The sequence below is a fragment of the Vreelandella sedimenti genome, assembly GCF_013416325.1.
Taxonomy (GTDB): Bacteria; Pseudomonadota; Gammaproteobacteria; order Pseudomonadales; family Halomonadaceae; genus Vreelandella; species Vreelandella sedimenti.
Genome location: NZ_JACCGK010000014.1, coordinates 17,304 through 38,929 on the forward strand (window position 1 = coordinate 17,304; position 21,626 = coordinate 38,929).

16 protein-coding genes are annotated in these 21,626 nt (G+C 54.7%); 4 read left to right on the forward strand and 12 right to left on the reverse strand.

The genetic code is table 11. The features are described from left to right. Nucleotides 1-226: 226 nt before the first annotated feature. The gene (locus tag HZU72_RS16020) at nt 227-1,681 is read right to left on the reverse strand and encodes a glyceraldehyde-3-phosphate dehydrogenase (protein WP_180093842.1); all 1,455 of its coding nucleotides are present in this window, start codon (nt 1,679-1,681) and stop codon (nt 227-229) included. A gap of 231 nt (nt 1,682-1,912) precedes the next feature. On the opposite strand from HZU72_RS16020, the gene mfd reads away from it, so the two are divergent. Then, complete coding sequence (mfd, locus tag HZU72_RS16025; RefSeq protein ID WP_180093844.1) at nt 1,913-5,362, forward strand: transcription-repair coupling factor; 3,450 nt, start codon at nt 1,913-1,915, stop codon at nt 5,360-5,362. Between the two features lie 111 nt (nt 5,363-5,473). Then, complete coding sequence (locus HZU72_RS16030; protein ID WP_180093846.1) at nt 5,474-6,646, forward strand: L,D-transpeptidase family protein; 1,173 nt, start codon at nt 5,474-5,476, stop codon at nt 6,644-6,646. A 178-nt stretch (nt 6,647-6,824) separates the two neighbouring features. Here HZU72_RS16030 and HZU72_RS16035 read toward each other — a convergent pair whose 3' ends face one another. The 6 genes from HZU72_RS16035 to HZU72_RS16060 all read right to left on the reverse strand — a co-directional run bounded on the left by HZU72_RS16035 (nt 6,825) and on the right by HZU72_RS16060 (nt 14,557). Further along, a complete protein-coding gene (locus tag HZU72_RS16035) occupies nt 6,825-7,088 on the reverse strand; it encodes an Lpp/OprI family alanine-zipper lipoprotein (protein WP_022523170.1) in 264 nt (87 codons plus the stop codon). 230 nt (nt 7,089-7,318) lie between these two features. Beyond that, a complete protein-coding gene (locus tag HZU72_RS16040; protein ID WP_180093848.1) occupies nt 7,319-7,948 on the reverse strand; it encodes a L,D-transpeptidase family protein in 630 nt (209 codons plus the stop codon). A 154-nt stretch (nt 7,949-8,102) separates the two neighbouring features. Further along, nucleotides 8,103-8,567, reverse strand: coding sequence for a ferritin family protein (locus tag HZU72_RS16045; RefSeq protein WP_180094095.1), 465 nt, complete (start codon nt 8,565-8,567; stop codon nt 8,103-8,105). Between the two features lie 46 nt (nt 8,568-8,613). Then, a complete protein-coding gene (locus HZU72_RS16050) occupies nt 8,614-9,075 on the reverse strand; it encodes a DUF6586 family protein (RefSeq protein WP_180093850.1) in 462 nt (153 codons plus the stop codon). Beyond that, on the reverse strand, nt 9,072-11,699 hold the full coding sequence (gene topA, locus HZU72_RS16055; protein WP_180093852.1) for a type I DNA topoisomerase: 2,628 nt from the start codon (nt 11,697-11,699) through the stop codon (nt 9,072-9,074). The genes HZU72_RS16050 and topA overlap by 4 nt, the downstream gene beginning before the upstream one ends. Nucleotides 11,700-12,013: 314 nt before the next feature. After that, nucleotides 12,014-14,557 carry a DUF3141 domain-containing protein gene (locus HZU72_RS16060; RefSeq protein WP_180093854.1) on the reverse strand — a complete coding sequence of 848 codons (2,544 nt, stop codon included), beginning with the start codon at nt 14,555-14,557 and terminating at the stop codon, nt 12,014-12,016. Nucleotides 14,558-14,803: 246 nt separating this feature from the next. Here HZU72_RS16060 and HZU72_RS16065 point away from each other — a divergent pair, with 246 nt between their 5' ends. Continuing rightward, the gene (locus HZU72_RS16065) at nt 14,804-15,790 is read left to right on the forward strand and encodes a LysR family transcriptional regulator (RefSeq protein ID WP_180093856.1); all 987 of its coding nucleotides are present in this window, start codon (nt 14,804-14,806) and stop codon (nt 15,788-15,790) included. A 178-nt stretch (nt 15,791-15,968) separates the two neighbouring features. Then, on the forward strand, nt 15,969-17,033 hold the full coding sequence (gene lipA, locus HZU72_RS16070) for a lipoyl synthase (RefSeq protein ID WP_180093858.1): 1,065 nt from the start codon (nt 15,969-15,971) through the stop codon (nt 17,031-17,033). Nucleotides 17,034-17,125: 92 nt separating this feature from the next. On the opposite strand, the gene lipB is transcribed toward lipA, so the two are convergent. From lipB to mltB, 5 genes are all read right to left on the reverse strand, one after another. Then, the gene (gene lipB, locus HZU72_RS16075) at nt 17,126-17,788 is read right to left on the reverse strand and encodes a lipoyl(octanoyl) transferase LipB (protein WP_180093860.1); all 663 of its coding nucleotides are present in this window, start codon (nt 17,786-17,788) and stop codon (nt 17,126-17,128) included. Between the two features lie 2 nt (nt 17,789-17,790). Next, the gene (locus HZU72_RS16080; protein ID WP_022523161.1) at nt 17,791-18,099 is read right to left on the reverse strand and encodes an HP0495 family protein; all 309 of its coding nucleotides are present in this window, start codon (nt 18,097-18,099) and stop codon (nt 17,791-17,793) included. A 112-nt stretch (nt 18,100-18,211) separates the two neighbouring features. Next, on the reverse strand, nt 18,212-19,426 hold the full coding sequence (locus tag HZU72_RS16085; protein ID WP_180093862.1) for a D-alanyl-D-alanine carboxypeptidase family protein: 1,215 nt from the start codon (nt 19,424-19,426) through the stop codon (nt 18,212-18,214). Between the two features lie 97 nt (nt 19,427-19,523). Next, entirely contained in the window at nt 19,524-20,534 is a 1,011-nt protein-coding gene (locus HZU72_RS16090; protein WP_180093863.1) for a septal ring lytic transglycosylase RlpA family protein, read from the reverse strand. Continuing rightward, nucleotides 20,531-21,592 (reverse strand): lytic murein transglycosylase B, encoded by a 1,062-nt coding sequence (gene mltB, locus HZU72_RS16095; protein WP_180093865.1) that lies wholly within the window; start codon nt 21,590-21,592, stop codon nt 20,531-20,533. Before mltB ends, HZU72_RS16090 begins: the two co-directional genes overlap by 4 nt. Between the last annotated feature and the right edge of the window lie 34 nt (nt 21,593-21,626).

A 21,626-nucleotide genomic window follows, 5' to 3' on the forward strand; every position in this document is an offset into this window, starting at 1 on the left:
CTGCTCAGATTGTTACCAGTCCGGCCCAAGCAGCACTTGAACCACCCCGAAAAATCCATCGTATTATAAAGATAAGCGCGTCCAATGACCACATCCCTGATGACCACCAAAAGTGCTATATACATTGGCAAAAGATGGGATTGAGACCAAAAAAACGCCACCCGAAGGTGGCGTCAACGCATTCTCTTAGCTCTAACACCCGGCATGCGGGCCTTGCTAAGTTTAACTAGCGAGGAAGTTTTAAAAACCGCACGTTAGACATTTGCTGCAAAATACGTACGACTTGGCAGCTATAACCGAACTCATTGTCGTACCACACATAAATGACCGCATGATGGCCGTTGGCGATGGTAGCTTTAGCATCCACGATACCGGCATGACGATTGCCCACAAAGTCCGACGACACCACTTCTGCTGAATCGACAAAGTCAATTTGCTTCTGGTAGGCAGACTCGATCGACATACGGCGCAAGTAATCATTTAGCGCTACGGCATCCGTCGTTTTATCTAGGGTCAGATTGAGAATGGCCATAGAGACATTAGGGATTGGCACGCGAATGGCATTGCCGGTCAGCTTACCCTCTAGCTCAGGCAGCGCTTTTGATACGGCCTTGGCGGCTCCTGTCTCCGTCAATACCATATTCAGCGCCGCACTGCGGCCACGACGGTCACCTTTATGGTAGTTGTCGATCAAGTTCTGGTCGTTGGTATAGGCATGCACGGTTTCCACATGACCATTCACCACACCGTACTCGTCGTTGAGTACCTTCAATACTGGAACGATCGCATTGGTGGTGCAAGAGGCAGCAGAGACGATGAGATCGCTATCGCCAATGGATTCGTGGTTAATACCGTACACGATGTTTTTAATATCACCTTTACCCGGTGCCGTTAGCAGCGCTTTGGCAGCGCCTTTACACTTCAGATGCTGGCCCAAGCCCTCTTCATCGCGCCAGATACCGGTATTATCAACAATCACCGCGTTATCGATATCATACTCGGTGTAGTCAATCTCGCTGGGCGAATCGGCGTAAATAACCTGAATGACATTGCCGTTGACCGTCAGCGTACGGGCCTCTGCATCAACCATGATGGTGCCGTCAAAGGGCCCATGCACGGAGTCACGACGCAGTAGGCTGGCACGCTTTTCAAGGTCTTTAGCCACATCTCCACGGCCACGCACCACAATAGCGCGCAAACGCAGCAGATTACCGCCCCCGGCCTTTTCCACCATCACTCGTGCCAGTAAACGACCAATACGACCAAAACCGTAGAGCACCACGTCTTGCGGCTCCCCGGTACTAGCCCCCGGCTGGTAGCCGTCAATAATCTCTTGCAGCTCTTTACGCAGGAAGGCTTCGACATCGCCACCGCCCTGGTTCTTGAACATCACCGCCAGCTTACCTACATCCACATGGGCAGGACCAAGATTCAAAGCGACCATCCCCTTCACGATAGGGTAGGTATCCTCAACGGAGAGCTCAGTGCCTTCTATTTTGCGCACGAAGCGGTGGTCTTTAAGAATGCGGATGACCGACCGTTTAATAAGCGAACGTCCGAACATGGTGGCAACGACGTTATTTTGACGATAGAGCTGTCCTACTAACGGGATCATCTGCTCCGCCAAGGCTTCGTTGCCTTGCCATTCTTGAAAAACGTTTTCGAGCGCTTGCTGACTCACGTGCGGCCTCATCAGGTTGTGGGAAGGGAGAGTGCATTATCCGGGGCAAGCGCAGTGGTCGCAATGACTGGATAGTCGCACAACATGTAGGGGTATTACAGGAATGCCAATCTCACTACAAAACCCCTTTCAATACAGATTAACCCGCTACCTTAAGCCGCGGCACTCTAACTGAAACGGGTGATCGTGTATGATCTCTCTTCCGTTTCAGCGCAAAACGATATCTTGCTTATGCCGACATTCTCTCTGCTCGAACCGCCCCAGCCCCAAGGGACTCTCGATACGCTCTACTGGACATCGCCGCCGGGTAGCGCGACTGCGCTGGCACTCTCCCGCGTTGCTGCGAAAGCTCCGCTATTGGTGATCACCCCCAATACGGCCAGCGCGCAGCGTCTTGAACAGGATCTCTATTTTTATAGCGACGTACCGGTACTGCCCTTCCCCGACTGGGAAACGCTACCCTACGACAGCTTTTCACCCCATCAGGACATTGTCTCTGCGAGGCTGCGCACCCTGCGCCAACTGCAAAATGGCGTGCGCGGTATTGTGCTGGTGCCGATCAACACGTTGATGCAGCGCTTGCCCCCGGTTGAGTACATTGCTGGACGGGTCATGACACTCAAAACTGGCGAGCGTTTGAATCGCGAAGCGTTTAGGGAATCGCTCTCCCGAGCGGGCTATCGCGCTGTCGAAACGGTCTACGAGCCCGGCGAATACGCTATGCGAGGGGCGCTGATTGACCTGTTTGCGATGGGTATGGATGAGCCCATCCGTATTGATCTGTTCGATGACGAGATCGATTCGCTGCGCCACTTCGACCCTGGCAGCCAGCGCTCGACTGATAAGCTTGAATCGCTAGAATTGCTACCCGCCCACGAATACTCGCTAAGCCGCAGCGCGATTGCCTGTTTTCGTGAGCAGTTTGAAACCCTGTTCGACGTTGATCCGCGGCAATGCCCTCTTTATAACGATGCGTTGAAAGGCATTCCTTCGCCGGGGCTTGAGCACTATTTGCCACTGTTTTTTGAACACACCGCGTCGCTGTTTGACCACCTGACCGACGATACACGAGTAGCACTGCTGCCGGGAGTGTTTGATGCCGCGGAGCATCACTGGCAGTCGATTGACGCCCGCTACGTAAATTTGGGCGTTGATCCAACCCGCCCGTTGCTACCACCCCACCGAGCGTTTTTCCCGGTCAATGATGTATTCTCGGCGATCAAAGCCTGCCCGCGAATAGAGCTAACCGAGGATAGCGAGCAGCGCCATGCACAACAGCCTGAAGCCGCGCCACTCCCCACGCTCTCTATCAATGCCCGCGCCAAGCAGCCATTAGCGGAGCTGTCAGCGTTTTTACATTCCCATGCCCAAACCCGGGTGCTGTTTGTGGCAGAGTCGCGGGGGCGCCGGGAAGCCCTGGAAGAGATCCTGTCGCCACTTAAGCTCTCGCTTCCACATACCAATAGCTTCCACGACTTTCTAGCTAGCGCTCATACCTATGCGATTACGGAAGGTTTGGTCGACAGCGGCTTATGGCTAAATAATCCAAGCATTGCGGTGATTAGTGAAACCGAGCTGTTTGGTGACGTGGTACGCCAGAGCCGTCGGCGCGAAAAAGCCACGGATGACAATGAACTTGCAGTACGCCACTTGTCGGAGCTGCGCGAAGGTGCGCCAGTGGTTCACCAGGCCCACGGCGTTGGCCGCTATTTAGGGCTGGAAACCTTAGAGGCCGGCGGCCAGGCAAATGAGTTCCTGGCGCTCTCCTATGCCGATGGCGCCAAGCTTTATGTGCCTGTCGACAGCCTGCATATGATCTCCCGTTACAGCGGGGCCGGTGACGAACTGGCCCCGCTGCATAAGCTCGGCTCGGATCAGTGGGAAAAAGCCCGCCGCAAGGCCGCCGAGAAAATTCGCGATACCGCCGCAGAGCTGCTGGATGTCTACGCCCGCCGAGAAGCCCAGCAAGGGGTGGTCTATGAGGCGCCTGGCGAGGAGTATCTGCGTTTTGCAGGCAACTTCCCATTTGAAGAGACCGCTGATCAGCACGCGGCGATTGAAGCGGTCATCAGCGATATGACCTCACCGCAGCCCATGGACCGCGTGGTGTGCGGCGATGTCGGCTTCGGCAAAACCGAAGTGGCCATGCGCGCGGCATTTTTGGCCGTACAGTCTGGCCGCCAAGTGGTGGTATTGGTGCCCACTACGCTGCTGGCGCGCCAGCACTTCGAGAACTTCCGCGACCGCTTTGCCGACACCGCCGTCAATATCGGCCTGATCTCGCGCTTTACCAGCGGCAAAGAGGTCACCCAGACGCTAGAGAGCATTAAAAGCGGCCAGACCGACATCGTCATCGGCACCCACAAGCTGCTCGCCAAAAGCGTTGAGCTGCCCAAAATGGGCCTGCTGATCATCGATGAGGAGCACCGCTTTGGGGTGGCGCAAAAAGAGAAGCTCAAAACGCTGCGTGCCGAAGTCGATATTTTGACGCTGACCGCGACCCCTATCCCGCGCACGCTCAATATGGCCATGAGTGGCATCCGTGATCTGTCGATTATCGCCACGCCGCCCGCCCGCCGCCTGTCGGTTAAAACCTTTGTTCAGCAGCACGATACCAGTATCATCAAGGAAGCCCTGCTACGTGAAATACTGCGTGGTGGGCAGGTCTATGTACTGCATAACGAAGTCAAAACCATTGAAAACAGTGCCGAACAGATTCGTGAACTGATCCCCGAAGCGCGGGTAGCGGTTGCCCACGGCCAGCTCCCCGAACGTAGCTTGGAACGTATTATGTCGGACTTCTACCATCGGCGCTTTAACGTGCTGGTGTGTTCGACCATCATTGAAACTGGCATTGATGTACCCAGCGCCAACACCATTATTATCGAACGCGCCGATAAATTTGGCCTGGCACAGCTGCACCAACTGCGGGGCCGGGTTGGCCGTAGTCACCATCAGGCGTACGCCTACCTATTAACACCACCGCCCAAAGCGATGACCCGGGATGCTATCAAGCGCCTGGAAGCGATTAGCGCTTCGGATGATCTAGGCGCAGGCTTTACCCTGGCCAGCCACGATATGGAAATACGTGGCGCGGGTGAACTGTTGGGGGATGAACAGAGCGGCCAGATGGAAACCATCGGCTACACCCTTTATATGGAGATGCTGGATCGAGCGGTGAAGGCTATTCGCGCGGGCAAAACGCCCAATATCGATGCGCCCTTCAATACCGGCGTTGAAATCAACCTCAACCTGCCCGCGCTGATTCCAAGCGATTATATTCACGATGTTCAGCAGCGCCTGGTGATGTACAAGCGTATTGCCAACACCCAGAGCGATAGTGAGCTAAAAGAGTTGCAGGTTGAACTGATCGACCGCTTTGGCTTGCTGCCCAACCCGGTGAAAAACCTGATTCGCCAGACCAAGCTGCGCCACCGTGCCGAGCAACTGGGAATCAGCAAAATCGAGGCTGGCGAGAGCCGCGGCAGAGTACTGTTTGATAGCAGCACCCAGGTGGATCCCTTAACCCTGGTGACCCTCATCCAGACGTCACCAAAGCACTACCGTTTAGATGGCTCTGACACCTTACGGTTTGAATTACCAATGGAAAGTGTCGATGAGCGCTTCCAGCAACTTGAAAACCTGCTTAGCACCCTTAACCAAAAAGTAGCGGCGGCGTGAAGCTTGGGGCAAACTTGCCAGTAGCCATGGCCCAGTTGGTCAACAGTCGTTTATTGATCCCAGTGGCCTAGCAACGCGCATCAGCAGTGAATTAACACATTAGGAACGATCATGAACATTCGCGATACCTTTACCACCCTTTGGGGCCCTACCAGCTTGGCCGTGCTACTCGCCGCTAGTCTGGTAAGCCCAGCTTTTGCGCAACCAGCTGACGAGCAAGCCGACAGCCCGGCACAGTCGCAAGAGCAGCAGACTCAAGAAAGCTCAGAAGAATCGCCACAGGCGCAAGCACAGGAAATCAGCATAGACGCCGCCGATAGCGCCGCTCAGGTTGCTGATCAGGATGAGCTACCACGTGGTCACTTCCGCCTGCCCGAAGAAGGCGATGTCATAGGGGAGCGCTACACCGTCGTTGTCGAAGACCCCAAGCAGACGCTGATCGATATCGCCCGACGCCACAACATTGGCTATGAAGAGATTCGCATGGCCAACCCGGGCGTCAGCCTCTGGGTACCTGGTGTAGGTACCGAAGTGGTGATCCCGGCCCAATACATCCTTCCGCCTGCGCCGCGGGAAGGCGTTGTCATTAACCTTTCTGAGCTACGCCTCTACTACTACCCGGCCGATAAGCCCGGCATTGTCGAAACCTACCCGGTTAGCGTGGGGCGCGAAGAGTTCGCCACCCCCGTAGGCATCACCCGCACCACGGTTAAGGTGAAAGACCCCGCCTGGGCTCCACCGGCATCCATGCGTCGCGAAGCAGCCGAACGCGGCGAACCAGCGCCTTCCATAGTGCCGCCCGGCCCTGACAACCCCTTGGGCGAGCACGCGATCCTACTGGCCATGCCGAGCTATCTGATTCACGGTACCAACCGCCCTGATGGCGTCGGCATGCGCGTTAGCCGCGGCTGCATTCGTATGTACCCGGAAGACATCAAATCGCTCTACGAACGCTTACCCAGCGGCACTCAGGTCAACCTGATGGATGCACCGTTCAAAGCGGGCTTTGCAGCCGATGGCACGCTGTTTGTACAATCTTTCCCACAGCTGGAAGAGAACGCGGAAGGCTTTGAGCCGCTACTCAACGCCCTAGAGCGCGTCACTGCGCTGACTGACAATGACACTGAAATAGACGCCGAACGGATTCAGCGCGCCGTAGAAGCCCCTGACGGCCAATTTATCGCCCTCTTTGGCCCTCAGGCACCTGAACCAGAGCCCGAGCCTGTTGAACTGATTGACGAGCTTAAGCTCAGTGCCGCCACTGGCGACGATAAAGACGCTTAACCGAACACCTAGCAACAAAAAACCCCGCCAAGGCGGGGTTTTTTGCGTAGCTAGTATAAAAACCTACTGGTCTGACGCTTTAATTTACAGCGCCTTACTACGGCGTATTAACTAACTACAGCTTCCTTCCAGCAGCTACTGAGAGAGTCAGACGACTCCCTCAGCAGCCCAAGCAGAATTACTTCTGCATGGAACGCTGGAACATACGGTTCATTTCTTCACGGTTCTGCTCAGACATCTGCAGAGCAGCCTGCGCGTCGCGCTGGGCTTGGTTTGCAGTGTTCATAGCTTGTGAAGCCATGCTGCGTGCTTCTGCAGCGTCAGCCTGTGCAGATTCTGCAGTCATGCGAACTTCTTCCAGCGCGCTGGTAGAAGCACAACCAGCAAGAATTGCCAGAGAAGCGGCAGCAGCAGTCATCTTCAGAGTAGTTTTCAGAGTCATAATGTTCTCCTTGAGTCGTCCTTGGGTACTACGTTAAGGGTATGACAAAGGTAAGGCTAGTCACTTAAATTAGAATAAGTTCTTAGCTTAAATTTGTCTACCTGCGGTGCAGGTTCTTTTCAGTGACTTGTGCTGCAAAGCACGCAAGTCAAACGCTGTTTTATAATAGACCACAGCGGTTGTCTATAGCCACTTGTTTAAAACCTCGAACTTCCATCAACGGCGTTAGCTTAACGGATCACTACCCGGGTGCCAACACCCACTAGCGCTGCCAGGCGATCGATTTGATCGTTGGTAACGGCAACACACCCCTGAGTCCAGTGATAGCGCCCGTGAATATCGGGGTCTGCGCTACCCAGGCCATGAATTCCAATCGCCCCACCCAGTGCGGTATCTTGCGGGGGGCGACCGTAACGTCGATAGTAGTCGAAGTAGTCATCATAATCAGCTTGGGAATAAATCCCTTTTTCCAGCGCCATTCTAGCGTGCACTGGGGTCGGGTAATCAATGCCTATGAAGGTACGCCACTGGCTTTCGTAATTAAAGCGGTTGACATGAAACTCCCCCATGGGAGTCACATTATCGCCGCGAACCCGTTGGGTTTTAGCCCCAGCACGGCCAAGTGATATGGGCGCAAACCGCTCCAGCAGCGCGTTACCCCGAAACACGCTAAGGGTGGCTTCCTTGTCGTCCACCAGCACCCACAGTTCATTGCTATGACGCGGTACATGGGCGCGACTCAGCATCGCTTCTACGAGATCGGTGGCGGTGTCCTGGTTGGGCGCAGTAACAGCAGCACTGGCCACGGCTGGCAAGCTCAACACCATGGCTAAAAATCGACGGCGATTAACTAAAAACATGACAGCTCTCGAAACAAGTTAGCCCGTGGTTGACCGACTCGGCGCATCTGGTGGCTGTTATACCCTATTCCCACATTCGCCGTTAGCAATTTCGTCATGTACACGACTGACGCCCCGAAGGGCAGTAACCGACAATCCACTAATAGAGCCCCCATCAAACGCCCTGCAACTCTTCCATACTCGCCATTATATTGCGTATCTCGGAATTATGTCCTTGAGCCAGGGCGTTGAAAAACTCCTCTTCAGGCTCAATTTTCGCTCGTGCCGCGCGATGCTCGTAGAGCGCTTGAAGACGCTGATGCGACGATGTGGCAGTTCTCATCGCATCCTCTATCGTGCCGGTGATCGTTTGTTCCGCCAAATGATCCAACTCAGGCGGTTGGGGAAAATCGCTGGAATCATCGAACCATAACTCCAGCACTTCTGAATGGTCGGAACCATCGTGGAAGAGATCTTCAAGCCCCGTTTTCATTTTTAGCTCTCGGCTAGCCAAGTAATTAAACGCCATTTCTAAGCGCTCATTCTCAGCATCCTCAGCGGCTTCGCTATACTGTCGCGCCATCCGGGCATGAAAACCCGCCGCCCATTCGATTAAATCTTTCACCTGGTTATAACGCATCATGATCTCCTTTCTTGACGACTTGAGCGATGCATAACAATAAACACTACCACTCCAGACTGCTTTCGCGCAGCGCGCCTATTTCACGCTTGGCCGCCTGAAGATTATCCAGCAGCTGCTGGCGCAAACTGGTTTGATTACCCACGGCAATCATAGCGGGGTTGTGAGTTGCGCGCCGCGCAGCACCTTCGTCACTATGTAGGCGCTCAAGCTGACCCTCCAACCAACTCAGCCAGCTTTCCGGCTGGGCTTTCAAGTCGCGCAGACGCTGCAGCTCGGCCAGAGCAGGGCCATCTTGTGCCAGCAACACAGTCCAGCGATGCTCCGACAGCCGAGCGTGTTCGGTAACTTCGCGCAGCAGCGACTCAAGCGCCAGCTCAAAAAGCGCCAGCGCACTCTCTTCCAACGCCATCTGCCGCGCAGGGGCATGCTCATCACTCCCAGCGGGCAAGGTGGCTAACAGCTCCGCTTGGTAGAGCAGTTGGTTGGTTCGTGACCGTGCATTCACTTGCGTTTGTCCTCCACGTGCCATTTACCGGCATCAAACATGGCCTTCCAGCCTGTGGCCTTGCCCTCCTCGTCGGTCATCACGTACTGCTCTTTACTCTTACGCGAGTAGCGGATTTGCGCCGGGCGACCATCCGGATCTTCACTCGGCGCTTTAAGAATGAAGTGATACTTTTCGGGCAGCTCCTCGGCATGCGCTTTCAGCTCTTTCACCAGCGGCGGCCGTGTTTCGCGATTTTTAGGGAACTTGCTGGCAGCCAAAAATAGTCCGCTTGCGCCATCACGGAGCACGTAATGGTCGTCAACTTTTTGGCAAGCCAGTTCCGGCATCGGGATCGGATCCATTTTTGGCGGTGCTACTTCGCCGCTTTTCAATAGCTTACGAGTGTTTTTACATTCGCTATTAGTACAGCCAAAATACTTGCCAAAGCGGCCTGACTTCAACTGCATCTCAGAGCTGCACTTATCGCACTCGATGATCGGGCCGTCATAGCCTTTGATCTTGAATTTGCCGCCTTCAACTTCGTATCCGTCACAATCGGGGCTGTTACCACAGATGTGCAGCTTACGCGTTTCATCGATTAGGTAGTTGTCCATCGCCGTGCCACACTTGGGGCAGCGACGCTTGGCACGCAGTGCATTGGTTTCGGCCTCTTCACCCGCGTCTTCGGCCACCGCCTCTTCACCAGGAATCAGGTCAATGGTGGTTTTACAACGCTCTTTGGGCGGCAAATTGTAGCCACTACACCCCAGGAAAACCCCGGTGGAAGCGGTACGAATCTGCATATGACGGCCACAGCTTGGGCAGTCAATATCCGTCGCCACTGGCTGATTGGGGCGCATGCCATCTTCGCTCTCCGCCTTGACCAGCTCTTCACGGAATTCTTCGTAAAAGGCGTCCAGCAGCGCCTGCCAGTTGCGTTCGCCTTCGGCGACCTCATCCAGACTATCTTCCATACGGGCGGTGAACGAGAAGTCCATCAAATCAGGGAAGGACTCTTTCAATCGCTCGGTGACGATATCGCCTAGCTTTTCGGCATAGAAACGGCGGTTTTCCAACTTCACATAGCCGCGATCCTGGATCGTTGAGATGATTGAAGCGTAGGTTGATGGTCGGCCAATACCCTGCTTCTCAAGCTCTTTGACCAGGCTTGCTTCGGTGTAGCGTGGTGCCGGCTTGGTAAAGTGCTGCTGAGGATCGAGCGCTTCCAGCGCCATGGGCGTACCCTTTGGCAAGTCCGGTAAGCTCTGATCTTCATTTTTGCCACTAGGCTTCATTACTCGGGTATAACCATCAAACTTCAGTACACGTCCTTTGGCACGTAGCTCGTAGCCATCGACTTCAACACTCAGCGTACTTGAAAGGTACTCTGCGGGGGTCATTTGGCAGGCCACAAACTGACGCCAGATCAGTTCGTAGAGACGCTCGGCATCCCGCTCCATTCCAGCCAGATCGGAAGCCTTACGCTCGACACTGGAAGGGCGAATCGCCTCATGGGCCTCTTGAGCACTCTCTTTACTACTGTAACGATTAGGTGCTTCTGGCAGGTAGCGTTCGCCGAACTCTTCGCCGATATAGCTGCGCACTCCCTCAACCGCATCTTTCGATAAGTTGGTGGAGTCGGTACGCATATAGGTGATGTACCCCGCCTCATAGAGGCGCTGAGCCATGGTCATGGTTTTCTTCACAGAAAACCCTAACCGGCCACTTGCCGCTTGCTGCAGCGTAGAGGTAATAAAGGGTGCCGTGGGCTTTGAACTGGTGGGTTTGTCTTCCCTTGAGGTAATCGCCAGCTTGGCTTTTCTAAGCTGTTCAATACGCGCCAGGGTGTCTTTTTCGGAGGTGGGCTTAAAAGCCTTGCCATCCTGACGAACCAGGGCAAAGCGCACCAGCTCACCCTCGGGAGAGGCCAAATCCGCGTGCACATCCCAAAACTCTTCAGGAATAAAGGCACGGATTTCGCGCTCGCGCTCAACAATTAGACGTACCGCGACTGACTGTACACGGCCAGCCGACAGCCCGCGCGCTACTTTCGCCCACAGTAGAGGCGAAAGCATAAAGCCCACAACGCGATCCAGGAAACGCCTTGCCTGCTGCGCCTCTACCCGTGGGATATTGAGCGCGCCAGGCGCCTTGAAAGCGTCTTGAATCGCGTTTTTGGTGATTTCGTTGAACACCACGCGCTTGTAACGGCTGTCATCGCCACCGATGGTCTCGCGCAGGTGCCAAGCAATGGCTTCCCCTTCGCGATCCAAATCCGTTGCGAGGTAGACAGCGTCAGCCTTCTCAGCCAGCTTCTTTAGTTCGGCAACGACTTTCTCTTTTCCGGGCAGCACCTCATAGCGAGCTTCCCATCCGTTGTTGGGGTCAATCCCCATCCGCCGAATCAACTGATCTTGGCTTTTACGTTTTTTATATTCTTCTTTCTCTTCCGCCGACATCTTGCGTGTCGCTGCGGCCTGGCGCGCGCGCTCCTTGGGGTCGGAGGCTGCCTTACCTGAGCCGCTGGTCGGCAGGTCACGAATGTGGCCCACGCTCGACTTCACGATGAAATCGTTGCCGAGATATTTGTTAATCGTCTTCGCTTTCGCTGGCGACTCGACGATGACCAGTGACTTGCCCATAGTGCTCCACTTTCCTAATGCACGGACTGTCTAGCGCGTGCTCTGAATTCGGTGCCGTATCGACGGGATGAAACTGCCCGTTAAAAAAGATACGGATGAAAAAATGCGCCTACCCTACCCCAGCCCTTAGCTAAGCGCCAGTGGCAACCAAGCCGTAGGGAGAATCCATAGACTTTAGACAACCAGGGTTATATTTCAGACAAATAGTAGCTAGACACTAGACTGCCACCGACATTACAGCAACCCAAAAGGTAATCAGGCAAACAAAGCGCCCCCACCAAATAGGCGGGGGCGCAATGAGCTAATGTACTGATTTAGCGCTTAGGCGGCGTCTTTTTACGCTTGGTAGTGCTGGTGGGTTTAGCCGCCGGCTCACTGGCCGACTCGCTAGCCGCAGTAGGTTTAGACGATGACTCCTTAACCACGGACTCCTTATTCACCACGGGCTGCTCCTTGGCCACTGGCGCAGGCGAGGTCGTTTGCGTTTCGGCCACCTTAGCAATAGCAGCCTTGGGCTTAGCCGCAGGCTTAGTTGTCGCAGACGTTTTGCTCACCGTCGGCTTGCTCGCAGCGGGCTTATTCGCTACCGATTTGCGGGGTCTTGCCTTATCAAACAGCGCTTTAATTTGAGCAAAGCGCTCAGCAGCATGCTCTGAAAGATCGCCGCTGGCGGCAAACACATGCTCAAGGTGGCTAATATAGCCATCGACATCGTCGTTGCTGCTACCTGCTAGCAAAGTAGGCAGCGAATTCAACGCCTGTTCACGATCCAGCTTCAAGATAAAGAACTGCTCGCGCACCAAGTTTTTAAAATCACTCAGTTCAATACCAGGCTCAAGCTCCGCACGGGAGGCGCGTAGCCGCTTAAAGTTACGCTCATCTGTAGCTGGGGCGCCACCGAGTACATAGATAAGCGAGCGCATAACCGCTTCATGGGCACTGCCCTTAGCAATTTTTTCTCGCAGCTCTTCCTGACGCTGTTCAATAAAGCGACGATGCTCGGGCTCTGCCCCTGGACGGCGGCGGTGTACGTGGGCATCGCCAAACAGACCGACAGCAGCTTGCAATAGCGGCTGGCCGTAGATATCCATAAACATTTTTTCGGTGCTGCTATCCCGCAAATCGCGCATCGCATTGAGGCTGGCGACCAGTTGATCAGACCCCATGGTTTCAAGCGCTTTGAACATATTATCTTCTGATACTGGGTGACGATCTTTGCGCACGGCTTCCGCCATTACCGGTAGCGGCACCGAAAGTGGATTACGATCAGAAAGCAGTTTGTAGCCCAAACGGATAGGGTGCATACGACGGATCAAGCGGGCAGCTTCCGGTGTCATGATGGCTTTTAGCCAGGGCTGCAGAAAGAGACGATACATCCCCAAATTGATTTCTGAGATCCGCGCCACGGTGGCAAAACGACGATCATCTTCCGGCTTGTGCATTACTGCCTGATCTAACTCTTCAAAGTTACGCGGCATAAATTCAAGCAGATAATCACGCTCGAACAGCTCAGCGTCTTCGCCCTTCTCTGCCGGAGATATGGTGGTTTCGTACAGCCCAGGCGGCAGCACGTCGATGTAATCCATATTGGCGGTGAATTCGGTATGCTCTTTGCGCGATACGCTGCCCGAAACAAATATACCTAGATGGCCGGTCGTATCATGCTGGCAATAGACGATGGTTTGCTCATTGGCAATGATGTCATCGGTGTTTTCATATAAATCACGAATCCATCCCAATGCTTGAGGCGGCGGGGTAATATCATCCCCACGCGAACAGAACACAACGACCGGCGAGCGTACATTTCGCAGATCGATTCGGCGTCCATCACGGGTCACCAACTGTGCGGTAGAGAGCCGATTACCGACAAACAGATTATCGACGATATACTGAATCTCTTCACCGCCTAATACGACGTGACCACCCCACCAACGTTCAAAATCGAGGTATCGGCCCGCTTCGGTATCGATATTGTCGTAAAGGTGATACTGCTTTTTCCAGTAGGTATTAGCCGGGTTGAGGCGCTCGAAGTTCTGCACCAGCCACGCCCCGTCAAACAGGCCGTCGCCGATATCGCTGGTGAGTGCCGTAATCCAGCTGCCTCCTGCCATTCCACCGGTATAGCGCATGGGGGCTTTGCCGTGCTCACCCGCCCAGTAGGAGAGCGGCGCGCCGGCAATCAGGATCGGGCCAAAAACGTCAGGCTCCAAGGCAGCCGCCATCATTATCTGCCAGCCCGCCTGGCAATTGCCCACCACCATCGGCTTTTCGGTGGTTTCGGGATGCAGCTCAATCACATGGCGTAAAAATGCGATCTCCGACTCGACCACATCCTCAACGGTTTGGCCTGACTCAGGAAATGGCAAAAAACCAATAAAGTAGCAAGGGTGCCCCGCTTTAAGCGCCACGCCCAACTCACTGTCCGGCTTAAACCCACCAATCCCTGGCCCATGCCCCGCACGTGGGTCAACCACTACAAACGGGCGCTTTTGCAGATCAATTTCTGTTCCTTCATGGGGCAATACGCGCAGCAGTTCGTAGTTGGTTGGCCGCGGCAGCGTCCGACCATCCATCAGCACTTCGGTATCGAACCCCAACACATTGGGCTTGGTTTGCTCCATATGTTCGAGGTACTGATTACCGCGTTCGCGCATAACGTCCAGATAGAGAACGCTGCGCTCCATACTATCGCGCCAGTAATCAAAGGCAGCGCGCCCAAATCCGAACGGGTCGAACAACGCTGAGAGCGCCTCGCCACCTGGCACCGCGGTGGAAGCATTTTGATCTTTCGACCACGCGCTTGTAAAAGCGCTGGCTGGAAACAAAGAGGTGGTCAGAGGATTGGCAAGAAAGTTCATAGGGTCTCCCATTGGGTTGATGCACAGGCACCAGACCCGAAAGCAATGATGCTGCAATGCAATATAGTCTAGGCCACTACGTGCGCGGCGTCGATCATTAACCCTGATAATTACGCCTTATGCGACTAATGAGGCCATGTTTAGGCAGTGCCAAAGATTCAGTGGTAGCATGCTTTGCCCTGGCGATGAAGCCTGATTTTGATATTAATTCCTACGTCGATATAGGACGTTGACTACGAGGTTGCCATGTCATCCCCTAATCTGCTCAATCGCCTCACATTTAGACAGCTGCAGGTCTTCCAGGCAGTGCATCGGCAGCGCTCTTATTCACGCGCGGCTGAACAACTGGGGCTAACCCAGCCGGCGGTGAGCGCGCAAATACGCCAGCTTGAGCAGGCCCTGGGCCAGTCACTGTTTAACTACGCGGGTAAAACGCTCCACACGCTTCCCGCCGCCGATACCCTCGCCCACTCAGCGCGCGAAATTTTTGGCCAACTGTCACGGCTGGAAATGAACCTATCGGATATTAACGGCAAAATAAGCGGGGAACTCAACATCGCGGCGGTTTCCTCAGCCCAATATGTGGTGCCTTATTTACTTGCCCGCTTCCGTGCTCACTACCCTGAGGTACACGTCCGCTTAAAGGTGTGCAATCGCTGCCAGGCACTCGATCGATTGGCTGAGCAGCAGGATGACTTGGTTATCATGGCCATGGTGCCTGAAGACGATCGCTTGGTAGTGATGCCGATTATTGATAACGAACTGATCGCCGTCGTCTGGCCCGAGCATCCGCTACTTTCGATGCCGCAACCCTCGTTAGCAGACTTTGCGCGCCATTACGTGCTAATGCGCGAACCCGGCTCCGGCGTACGCAACGCTTTTGAGCAGATGGCGGCCAGTCAGCAGGTCGCCCTTCCCCACGGTATTGAGCTAGGTACTAATGAAGCAATTAAAGGGGGCGTCATGGCTCACTTAGGTGTTGCTGTGCTGCCGCGTTTGGCGGTACAGCTGGAGCTTGAGCAGGGGTTACTTTTTGAGTTGGGGCTGCCGGACTTTCCCATCCACCGCTCTTGGTGCACGGTCTATACGAGAGAGCGCTTACCCACTCCGGTCGCCGAGTTGTTTTTGAGCTTCATCCGTGAACACTTACCCGACTATCGCCGTCACTTTCAGGCACCCGCAAGCCCCTTACCCAGCCACGGGGTAGCCTGTTTGCCGATACTTCCTCCCTGAAGGAGAGTGATGGCTTACGGTGTCTTGTTGGCAGCGAGATATGTTACATTAGCCATCATTAGCGCGATAAAATATCGAGCAAACTTCGTATTAACCAGGTATCAATAGGCAGGCTTGGAACGGGGTTAAACCTTTTTTACGCCTTCGGCCTACCGCACAGAAGAGAGGCTCTGTCACTATGAGCAATAACCCCTCGCAGCGCGTGTCCAGCGGTGAAAAATACCGTAATGAACATGGCATGTCGGTGATCAAGGATGGCATGAAGCAGCGCAAAGCGCAGCCAGAGGCCCCTTCTGTTGAGCTTGAGCGCAAACCCAAGTGGCTGCGAGCACAGATTCCAGGTGGCGAGCGCTTTGAAGCGGTCAAGAAAAACGTCGCGACCCATCGATTAAGCACTGTTTGCGCTGAATCCCACTGCCCCAATATGGGCGAGTGCTGGAGCAATGGCACGGCCACTATCATGCTGATGGGCTCGGTATGTACCCGCGCCTGCCGGTTCTGCGCAGTAGACACCGGCAACCCCCAAGGCTGGCTTGACCACGAAGAGCCTGAAAATACAGCCAAATCTGTAGAGCTCATGGGGCTGCGTTATATCGTACTGACCTCTGTTGACCGTGATGACCTTGACGATGGTGGCGCAACCCACTACGCCAACTGCATCAGCGCGATCAAAGTGCGCACACCCGATGTGGTAGTGGAAGCCTTGACGCCCGACTTTGATGGTGACCTTGCCGCTATCGAACGCGTCGTCGATTCAGGCCTTCAGGTATTTGCCCAAAATGTGGAGACCGTGGAACGTCTGACAGGCAGAGTGCGTGACCGGCGGGCTGGTTACCGGAAAACCCTCGATGTCCTTGCCCATGCCAAGCGCTACCGCCCAGATATCATCACCAAAACCAGCCTGATGCTAGGCTTGGGTGAAACCGACGAAGAGATTTTGCAAACGTTTGATGATTTACGTGAGATCGGCGTCGATATTGTCACGCTTGGCCAGTACCTACGCCCGACCAAAAATCATCTATCGGTGGAGCGCTGGGTCACGCCTGAAGAGTTTGATCGCTACCGCGTGATTGGCCTGGAAAAAGGCTTTATGGAAGTACCCTCTGGCCCGCTGGTACGTTCAAGCTACCGTGCTGATCGCGTATTTGAGAAAAACAACCTGGGGCTCGCCTCACCTGCCGCGATTCCCGGGCAGGAACAAGAAGCAAACCCCAATATTATTCCAGCTCTCAACGTAGGATAGGCTTAAATTAAGCGTTCTACGGGGCTTGCTACTATGGGGCGGGTTTTAAGACCCGCTTTATAAGCCTCGTTTTTAATAACGGTAACCCAATTTTACAGTGACGTGTTCTCGACACTGACCAATGCGCGGTTTAGCCGTTTAGCCAGCGCCTCGGCCAGTTGCTCACCCACCCGATGATCACCTGGCAACGAGACGAGGTCAGCCAACTTCGCCATGGGCATACCTGCATAGCCGCAGGGGTTAATGCGCAAAAAAGGCGTCAGGTCGCCGTCTACATTCAACGCCACGCCGTGAAAGCTCGCCCCCCGCCGAATACGCAGGCCGAGTGAGGCAATCTTCGCCTCACCCGCCTCTGTCATTACATAAACCCCTGGAGCATCGGGCCGAGCTCGGGCGCTCACGCCATAGTGGCTCAAGACGTCAATCACGGCATTCTCCAATGCTGTGACTAAATCGCGCACACCAATTTTCCCCCGCCGTACATCCAGCAGCGGGTACAGCACCACCTGCCCTGGCCCGTGATAAGTGACTTGCCCCCCCCGATCAACGTGCACCACCGGAATATCGCCGGGCAGTAGCAGGTGCTCGGGCTTACCAGCCTGTCCTTGGGTAAACACTGGGTCATGCTCGACCAACCAGAACTGATCAGGGGTTTGCGCATCCCGTGTATCGGTTAGCGTGCGCATAGCTTGCCATACTGGCAGGTAGGCCTGGTGACCCAAATCGTGCAACTCAATCGGGACGGCGTCATCCACGGTTACACCACCATATGCACACGGCCAGTAGCCTTGAGGTCGTCGAACAACTCTTTAATGTGCTGCTCTCCGGTCGCTCTAATCACCACACGTACCGATTGAAAACGGCCATTGCGGCTATCGACCACCTGCATTGCCGTTGCATCGAAGTCGGGGTCATGGCGCACAATCACTTGGCACACACAGGCAGGAAAGTCTTCGGCCGCATCGCCGACGACTTTTAACGAGTAATCACATGGGAAGGTGATTTTAGGCGGCTCCTGAGCCGCCGGTTGGCGCAAATCACGAAGTCCCGGAGCACCTTTTTTCATAACAAACCTATTTCGCAAAGACTATATTTTCACAATGACTGATTTTCACAAAGACTGGGTTCATCACAGATATACGCTAGAACCCATCAACCTACCGGCTGTAAGTCTATAATCAATCCGTAAAATTACTAATCAGGTTACTAAAGAAGCGCTGCACCTGATCGAACAGGCGCTTAAAGAGACCACCCTCTTCGATGTTTTCCAGCGCCACTAGGCGGCGCTCACCGACCACTTCGTCACCTAAATGCACTTCCAGCGTACCGACCTCGTCGCCAATGGCAATCGGTGCCTGTAGATCTGGATTGAGGTTTAGGCGCGCACGCAGCTCTTCGTTGCGGTTGCGTGGCAGGGTCATAAAGACTTCTTCATCGACACCAACACGCAGCTCATTGTTATCGCCGCCCCACACCCGCGGCGTTGCCAATACGGCACCGCGCTCATAGAGCTTCATGGTTTCGAAAAAGCGGAAACCGTAGCTGAGCAGCTTTTGGGTTTCTTGAGCGCGCGCTTCATCAGAGTTGGTGCCCATCACTACGGAAACCAAGCGCATATCATCACGCTTAGCTGAAGACACCAGACAGAAGCCGGCTTCTGTCGTCCAGCCGGTTTTCAGGCCATCCACCGACGGATCACGCCACAGCAAGCGGTTGCGGTTGGGCTGATCAATACCGCCATAGGAGAATGTACGATTGGAGTAGATTTCGTAATGATCAGGGTAATCATTAATAATGTGCTGGGATAAACGCGCTAAGTCATGAGCCGTTGAGTAGTGATTGTCGGCGGGTAAGCCAGTGGCGTTCTGAAAGTTAGTGTTATTCATACCCAACCGCGTGGCATGCTGATTCATCAAATCGGCAAAGGGCACCTCGCCACCCGCCAAATGCTCTGCCATGGCGACGCTGGCATCGTTGCCCGACACAATGATGATACCGTGGAGTAAATCATCCACCGAAACCTGATCACCCACCTCAATAAACATTTTCGAACCGCCGGTACGCCAGGCATTCTCGCTAATATTAACCATATCAGTGAGCTTAATGGTGCCACGATTGAGCTCACGCTCTACCAAATAGGCGGTCATCAGCTTGGTTAAACTTGCCGGCGGCAAACGTTCATCGGAATTATGCTCGGCCAAGATACGGCCACTGTTAGCATCCATCAGAATCCACGAACTTGCCGCTAACTGAGGGGCTGAAGGGATAATGGTTTGCGGCTGCGGAATTACCGGTTGAGGCGTTGGCTGGGCAATGGCAGGCACAGCAACCGTCGCCATGGCAGCAAAGAGGCACAAGCGTGCAGAGCGGCCAATGGATGTAAACACGTTCATAACGTCAGTCTCACTTACTTGAAAGCTTACTTGAAAAGCTTATTTTAAAAAAACGGCGGCGCGTAAGGTGCGCCACAGGAAATAAACAGGGAGTGAATTATCGCACAACAAAGACCTGGGGGAACCCTGCTTGGCGCAGTGTTTCTCGCGCTTGAGGTTCTTGGCCCGGAGCGATGGGCCCCACTTGAACACGATAAACATCAGCGTCGTTCATAATACGCACCGCGTGGGGCTGCTCACCTTGTAAACGCTGCTGCAACTGCTGAGCGCCTTCCGGATTACCCAGTGCCGCGATCTGCAGATACACGGCGTCGCCTCCCCCTTCGTTTGGCGGCTGCGCTGTTTGCGCCTGTGGTGAAGGATCAGCCGCTGATGTAGCAGACGCCGTCGGCGGAACGGGCAAAGAAGCGTTTTCAGCAACCCGCGGCGCCTCGGCTACGCGAGGCTGTGGGGGAGCGCTGCCAGCGCCCCTGCCGTGCTCGGCTAGCCACTGTTCAGGGTTGATCGCTTCCACTTTCACGGAACCGGTGCCATTGTCGAGGAAGCCTAGCCGGGCGGCTGCCGCGTAGGAGAGATCGATCTCACGGTCACTGTGGAAGGGGCCACGGTCGTTCACTCGGACAATGACTGATCGCCCGTTATCCAGGCTTGTGACTCGCGCAAAGGTGGGTAGAGGCAGCGAACGGTGCGCCGCCGACATTTTATACATGTCGTAGATTTCACCGTTTGAGGTCGCGTAGCCATGGAATTTTTCGCCATACCAGGAAGCCGTACCACGTTTCTCATAACCCGTTGCATCAGGCAGCACTTGGTAGGTTTTCCCCCACACTTCATAGCTAGAGCGGTTGCCCGCTCTAGAAGGCTGCTCGATGCGGGGCTCTGCGTCGGGCACTTTGGTAACATCCGGCGGCTCGAGTGGATAGGCATCACCACTCATGGCATAGCGGCCACTACCAGTGGTGGCCGCCGTTGAAGCAGGAACCGCCGCTTTATTCTCGGAACCGGAGGCATCTACCCGCTGAGTGTCATTGCTGGCACAGCCGCTGACCAGCGCCAGTAAGACAATCGCACCAACTGCCCGCTGGCTAGTCCTCAATTTGCTCTTCATACCTCATCCTCGTGTAGCTCAGCAATCGCTTCCGCCAACTCGGCTACGGCCATGGCATAGAGGTGGCTATGGTTGTAGCGGGTAATCACGTAAAAATTATACTCGCCAAACCGGTAACGGGTCTCCCCATTGTCGAACTCAAGCGCCAACGGCACCACTGGCAAATTATCATCAAGTGGTTCACTGGGCTCAAGCCCATGAGTGGCCAACTGAGCAATGCTCACCGCGGGAGGTGAGGTTTGGTTAAATGAGAGCTCCTGAAGTAACTCTACGGGCATTACGTCTGGCCCAGTGGCCTGGTGGTAGATATCAGCCCCCGGCTTCCAGTTATGCTCGGCAAAGTAATTCGCGACGCTGCCAATCGCATCAACCGGGTTCTCCCAAAGATCACGTCGTCCATCGCCATCAAAATCCACAGCATAGGCTTGGTAACTGGTGGGAATAAACTGCGGGTAACCCATCGCGCCGGCATAGGAACCGCGCAACTCGGTAGGGTCGACCTGCTGCTCGTAGGCAATACGTAAAAAGGCCGCTAGCTCACCGCGAAAAAAAGCGCCCCTTGCTGGATGATGAAACGCCAGTGTGGCTAGCGAATCCAGTACGCGATGCTGGCCTTTATGGCGACCATAGTAAGTTTCAACACCAATAATAGCGGTAATGATTTCAGCGGGCACACCATAGGTGCTTTCCGCTCGCGCCAAGGCGTCGGCATGAGCATCGATAAACTCCACGCCCTCTTCAATGCGCTGCTGGGTCAGAAAAATGGCACGATATTCGTACCACTTCAGACGCCGCTCAGCAGCCCCCTCCATGGCATCTAATACGCTTTGGGTATAGCTCGCCTGCCCCAGCGCTTCTGCCAACCAGTCTTGCGGTAACCCTTGCTCGACCAGCTCTTCCACCAGCGCTTGGCTGTCAGCATTTTGCTGGGGAGCAAAGTGGCGAGGAGTCTCAAACTGAGCCTGCGGTGAAGGCTGATCAGCAAACACCCCAGGGGCCACCCAGCACATCAGCGCGGCCAACACATAGCTGCTCGTCTTCCCTTGAACCTTGTTCATTGGCTCTCCACTCCTGAGCTATTCAATCCTGAAT

Coding starts and splice junctions, on each gene's coding strand:
- HZU72_RS16065 (WP_180093856.1), top strand. CDS start 14,804: ATGTCATCCCCTAATCTGCTCAATCGCCTCACATTTAGACAGCTGCAG.
- lipA (WP_180093858.1), top strand. CDS start 15,969: ATGAGCAATAACCCCTCGCAGCGCGTGTCCAGCGGTGAAAAATACCGT.
- HZU72_RS16035 (WP_022523170.1), bottom strand. CDS start 7,088: ATGACTCTGAAAACTACTCTGAAGATGACTGCTGCTGCCGCTTCTCTG.
- HZU72_RS16030 (WP_180093846.1), top strand. CDS start 5,474: ATGAACATTCGCGATACCTTTACCACCCTTTGGGGCCCTACCAGCTTG.
- HZU72_RS16045 (WP_180094095.1), bottom strand. CDS start 8,567: ATGCGTTATAACCAGGTGAAAGATTTAATCGAATGGGCGGCGGGTTTT.
- mfd (WP_180093844.1), top strand. CDS start 1,913: ATGCCGACATTCTCTCTGCTCGAACCGCCCCAGCCCCAAGGGACTCTC.
- HZU72_RS16060 (WP_180093854.1), bottom strand. CDS start 14,557: ATGAACTTTCTTGCCAATCCTCTGACCACCTCTTTGTTTCCAGCCAGC.
- mltB (WP_180093865.1), bottom strand. CDS start 21,592: ATGAACAAGGTTCAAGGGAAGACGAGCAGCTATGTGTTGGCCGCGCTG.
- HZU72_RS16080 (WP_022523161.1), bottom strand. CDS start 18,099: ATGAAAAAAGGTGCTCCGGGACTTCGTGATTTGCGCCAACCGGCGGCT.
- topA (WP_180093852.1), bottom strand. CDS start 11,699: ATGGGCAAGTCACTGGTCATCGTCGAGTCGCCAGCGAAAGCGAAGACG.
- HZU72_RS16085 (WP_180093862.1), bottom strand. CDS start 19,426: ATGAACGTGTTTACATCCATTGGCCGCTCTGCACGCTTGTGCCTCTTT.
- HZU72_RS16090 (WP_180093863.1), bottom strand. CDS start 20,534: ATGAAGAGCAAATTGAGGACTAGCCAGCGGGCAGTTGGTGCGATTGTC.
- HZU72_RS16040 (WP_180093848.1), bottom strand. CDS start 7,948: ATGTTTTTAGTTAATCGCCGTCGATTTTTAGCCATGGTGTTGAGCTTG.